This window comes from Pseudomonas sp. TJI-51 (genome assembly GCF_000190455.2).
GTDB lineage: Bacteria > Pseudomonadota > Gammaproteobacteria > Pseudomonadales > Pseudomonadaceae > Aquipseudomonas > Aquipseudomonas juntendi.
The window spans coordinates 1-3474 of the sequence record NZ_AEWE02000108.1; the positions used below are offsets into that span (position 1 = coordinate 1).

At 63.9% G+C, this 3474-nt stretch carries 6 protein-coding genes; all 6 read right to left on the reverse strand.

Features of this window, described 5'->3' with window-relative positions:
- Positions 1-71 precede the first annotated feature (71 nt).
- Positions 72-1031: a glutathione S-transferase family protein gene (locus tag G1E_RS21290; protein ID WP_009682091.1), complete on the reverse strand. Its 960-nt coding sequence runs from the start codon at positions 1029-1031 to the stop codon at positions 72-74.
- A 93-nt stretch (positions 1032-1124) separates the two neighbouring features.
- Positions 1125-2126, reverse strand: a complete 1002-nt coding sequence (locus G1E_RS21295; RefSeq protein WP_009682092.1) for a glycosyl transferase family protein — start codon at positions 2124-2126, stop codon at positions 1125-1127.
- Positions 2127-2137: 11 nt separating this feature from the next.
- Positions 2138-2473 carry a TusE/DsrC/DsvC family sulfur relay protein gene (locus tag G1E_RS21300; RefSeq protein ID WP_009682093.1) on the reverse strand — a complete coding sequence of 112 codons (336 nt, stop codon included), beginning with the start codon at positions 2471-2473 and terminating at the stop codon, positions 2138-2140.
- Positions 2470-2766, reverse strand: a complete 297-nt coding sequence (gene tusB / locus G1E_RS21305; RefSeq protein WP_009682094.1) for a sulfurtransferase complex subunit TusB — start codon at positions 2764-2766, stop codon at positions 2470-2472. Before tusB ends, G1E_RS21300 begins: the two co-directional genes overlap by 4 nt.
- Entirely contained in the window at positions 2766-3125 is a 360-nt protein-coding gene (gene tusC, locus G1E_RS21310) for a sulfurtransferase complex subunit TusC (protein WP_009682095.1), read from the reverse strand. Before tusC ends, tusB begins: the two co-directional genes overlap by 1 nt.
- 1 nt (position 3126) lies before the next feature.
- The coding region (gene tusD / locus G1E_RS21315) for a sulfurtransferase complex subunit TusD (protein WP_052960516.1) at positions 3127-3474 on the reverse strand (348 nt) is incomplete at its 5' end.

Sequence of the window (3474 nt, forward strand, 5' to 3'; positions counted from 1 at the left end):
ACAAATGGGGCGCACCTCACGCTGTAGGAGCGGCCTTGTGTCGCGATGGGCTGCAAAGCAGCCCCAGTGCCTCAACCCTGCCAAATCCCTTTACCCACCAACCGCTCCCGATCATGCGGCTGGTTGAAATCCTGCAACGGCCCCTTAGGCACGATCCCGTTCGGGTTGATGGTCTTGTGGCTCATGTAATAGTGCTTCTGGATATGCTCCATATCCACCGTCCCCGCCACCCCCGGCCACTGGTACAGCTCACGCAGCCAGTTCGACAGGTTGTGATAATCGTTGAGGCGCCGCAGGTTGCACTTGAAGTGCCCGTGATACACGGCGTCGAAGCGCACCAGCGTGGTGAACAGGCGCACATCGGCTTCAGTCAGGTATTCGCCCGCCAGGTAGCGATTGCGGCCTAACAGATCTTCCAGATGATCCAGCTCGTTGAACACGTCATCGAACGCCGCCTCGTAGGCCTCCTGCGTGGTCGCGAAGCCGGCGCGATAGACGCCGTTGTTCACCGCCGGATAGATACGTTCATTCAGCGCCTCGATGGCCGGGCGCAGCGGCGCTGGGTACAGGTCGAGGGTGTTGCCGGTCAACGCGTTGAACGCGCTGTTGAAAATGCGAATGATCTCAGCCGACTCATTGTTGACGATGCGTTTCTCTTTCTTGTCCCACAGCACGGGTACTGTCACCCGGCCGGTGTAGTGCGGGTCGTCCTGGGTGTAACGCTGGTGCAGGTACTGCAGCGCATCGAGGTGATCGCCGCTGGAGCCTTGCTGCTGGTCGAAGGTCCAGCCATGGTCTTGCATCAGCCAGCTCACTACCGAAACGTCGATCAACGGCGCCAGGCCTTTGATGGCGCGGAAGATCAACGTGCGGTGGGCCCAAGGGCAGGCCAGCGACACGTACAGGTGGTAACGGCCGGCTTCGGGGGCGGGCAACGAATGGCGGCGCTGGGCGTTTTCGCGTTTGAAGGTGCCGTCCTTGCCGTTTTCATACCACTGATCATGCCAGCGGCCGTCGATCAAAAGGCCCATGGTGAGCTCCTGGAACAAAGGGTTTGTCGTTGGAGCCCAGTCTAGGCCAGATCGTTCGAAGAAATAGCGCAAAGATCGGGGTAGTGTTATCGACTAAATCGATCTATCACGGTTGTCCCAATAGGCCTGCGCATTGGTGAAGGCCTGTTCCCGGGTCTGCTCCAGGCCACGCAGTGCCAAGGCCATGGTCGCGATCAGCGCTTTCTCGCCGTAGCTGTCTTGCACTTCACCACGCCAGAAGGCGAGCAAATGCTCCGGTTGCAGCGTGGCGGGTTTGACGTGACGGCGCTCGCTGAGCGCCGGCCATTCCTCATCCCAGGCTACGCCGGCAGTGGTGCCGTAGAGGTGGCTGATGACGTCCGGGTTGACCTCGATCTCGCCGCCATCGCCCTTGATCACCACGGCATGGTCGCCCAGCAGGCGGCTGGCCTCGCGGTGCACCGCCTGGTAACCGGGGTGGAAGATGCTTTGCAGGCCGCAACGCGCGCCCAGCGGGTTGAGCACCCGCGCCAGGGAGTGGATGGGTGAGCGCAGGCCCAGGGTGTTGCGCAGGTCGATCATGCGCTGCAGTTGCGGCGCCCAGTCGTGCAAGGGGAAAAACGCCAGCTGATGCTGGCCCAGGGCGGTGTCGACCGCTGCCCAGTCGCGGCACAGGGGGATATGCAACAGGCCGAGCAGCTGCTCGGTATACAGGCGCCCGGCTGTGTGTGCACCGCCGCCATGCATCAGGATGCGAATACCATTGCCGGCCAGGCATTTGGCGGCCAGCAGGTACCAGGGTAAGTGGCGCTTCTTGCCAGCGTAGGTTGGCCAGTCCAGGTCCACGGCAATGCGCGGGGCTTGCAGGTGGCCGCGTAGCGCTTCGGTGAAGCCGGCCAGCTCTTCGGCGCTTTCTTCCTTGTGCCGCAGCAGCATCAGGAAGGCGCCCAGCTGGGTGTCCTCGACCTTGCCTTCCAGCAGCAGGGTCATGGCAGCCCTGGCTTCCTCGCGGGTAAGGCCGCGCGCGCCGCGCTTGCCTTTGCCAAGAATGCGCACGAATTCAGCGAACGGGTGTTCAGCCGGAGTTTCCAGGGTCAGCGGGCGGGCTTGATTCAAGGGTGGCAGGGTCATATGCAATTGGTCGGCTTGGGCAGGCCCGCCAGCTTGGCGGCAAGTTTGGCGGGGGTGCCATTGAACAGGCGGTTCAGGTGCGGACTATTGCCCTTGTCCGCGCCCAGCTTCAGGGCGGTGTACTTGATCAGTGGGCGGGTGGCCGGGGACAACTGGTACTCCTGGTAGAACTGTCGCAGCAGTTCGAGAATTTCCCAGTGGTCCGCGGTCAGGGCAATGCCCTCGCGCTCGGCAAGGGCCTCGGCGGCTGCATGGGACCAGTCTTGCAGGTCGACCAGGAAGCCGTCCTTGTCCAGGGCGATCGCCTGATCGGCAACGGTGAGGGTATTCATAGCCAGCTGTTGACCTTGTCGTAGTGCAGCGACAGTTCGACGAACCCGGCGTAGTCCACGGCCTTGGCCAGGTCGTTGCCGACCGCGCGGGCTTGCAGGTCTTCGTCCAGGGCGAACAGGCGCTGGGCCAGGCTGGCGGCTTGCAACTGGCGGTACGCTTCGCTGCCGCTGCGCAGGGCGTATACCGCATCGCCGCACAGCAGCAGGGCGTCGTTGGCGCCCAGCAGGCGCAGGCAACTGGCCAGGCGCTCGTCGCCGAACGGGGAGTGGGCAATTACGTGCAGGGTCGTCATCAGAGCGTTACCACCTGGTCGAAACGGGCGATCAGTGCGGTCAGTGCCGCGTCATCCAGCACTTGCACTGGCAGTGCCAGGCTGTCGGCGGCCAGGCCACGGCGGGTGAGGCTGTGGTTGCAGGCGAACAGTTCTTCGACGCCGAACATCGGCAACGCCTGCAGGTTGGCGGCCAGGTTCTTATGTTGCACGGCGGCAGGTTGCTGGTTTGGCGCCAGCTGGAACACGCCATCGTCGAGGAACAGCATGCCCAGCGGCAGGTCGAACGCGCCACCGGCCAGGGCGATGTCCAGCGCCTCGCGGGCAGATGGGCCGTTCCACGGCGCCTGGCGGCTGATGATCAACAAGGATTTGGCCATTTCAGTCGCCTCCAAAACAGACAAGGCGGTCGGCGACTTGCGCGGCCTCGTGCAGTTGCCCCAGGCCGGACAACTCCCATGGCCTGGGCAGGTTCACGGCCGGGCGCTGATAGCGGTTGGCCTCGGCCTCGTCGAGCACGCCACGGCGCAAGGCGGCGGCGATGCACACCACGGCATCCAGCTGGTGGGTCTCGATAAAGGCACGCCACTGCGCGGCCACGTCCACTTCATCCTGGGGCGCGACCACGTTGGCCGAGGCACTGTGTACCCCGTCCTGATAGAAGAACAGCCGGGCAATATCATGCCCCCCGGCCAGCACCGCCTCGGCATAGCGCAAGGCGCGCCGCGA